Source organism: Alkalibacterium iburiense (assembly GCF_039521845.1).
GTDB lineage: Bacteria > Bacillota > Bacilli > Lactobacillales > Carnobacteriaceae_A > Alkalibacterium > Alkalibacterium iburiense.
Genome location: NZ_BAAACW010000079.1, coordinates 1 through 899 on the forward strand (window position 1 = coordinate 1; position 899 = coordinate 899).

At 36.2% G+C, this 899-nt stretch carries 1 pseudogene; it reads right to left on the reverse strand.

The window, feature by feature from the left end:
• Nucleotides 1-14: 14 nt before the first annotated feature.
• Nucleotides 15-782, reverse strand: a pseudogene (locus tag ABDZ53_RS06795) (competence protein CoiA); the annotation flags it as partial.
• Nucleotides 783-899: the final 117 nt, after the last annotated feature.

An 899-nucleotide genomic window follows, 5' to 3' on the forward strand; every position in this document is an offset into this window, starting at 1 on the left:
TACTCCCACTTATGTTAATCAGAGGAAGTATTTCTCTTTTTTTCTTGTTTTTTCATAAAACTTTTTACACTACCCATTTTTGAAGTCAACACTCTATTAGTTGCTTGTTGTTCAAACCAAATGAGAAGAACATATTTCCACTGGTAAGAAAAAGTTCGTATCATCCACTCGTCTTCCACTGTATCCATTATTATTAATGGGATAGACTGTAGATTGTCGCCATGACTATACATTAAAGAGAAGAACTCTCGAGCATGATTACGCTTCTGATAGCTCATCCTGGTCAAGTGTTTCATTTTTGCCTCTAAATTATTGGAGACATTCATGGGCTTGGTGTGTCTTTTCAGTGGAACGAGTCCCTCTGGTGGAAGAGTTGAATAAGCAGCAAAAGACGTTTTATGAAAACACATGCCTCTATCGCTGCTTTTAATGTGTGAATAGACGATAAGTCTTTTTAACAATAAGTTATAATGTATAAAGCAGTACGTATGATTAATCTCTCCCACATATGCTCTTTGCACTGCAGTCATTTCTCCTTTCAGAGTTACCTTCTGCCCGACTATCCAAACAACTCTGTATCCATTAGATATATAGCCTTCGGTTCTCTTTTCAATCGTTTCTATAGATATAGGACTACACTGAAATTCAATTGCGATTGGCGTTCTGTCTATAAATGCTAATAAATCAGGTCTCTGTTGCAAGTCTTTCAAATAGGGCTCCAACTGAACAGCTATCTGCAAATGCTTTAACCACTTGTACAACTCAAGTTTGCCTTTCAAGTGCTCTTCCGTTTCCCCTTCTGTAAAGGAGGCACATCCTTCTTTTTATTTGAAAAGAAAATGCTAAAAAGAGACAAAAAAGCACCTCTCATGGTATAATTAAATCATGAAAAATTTAAA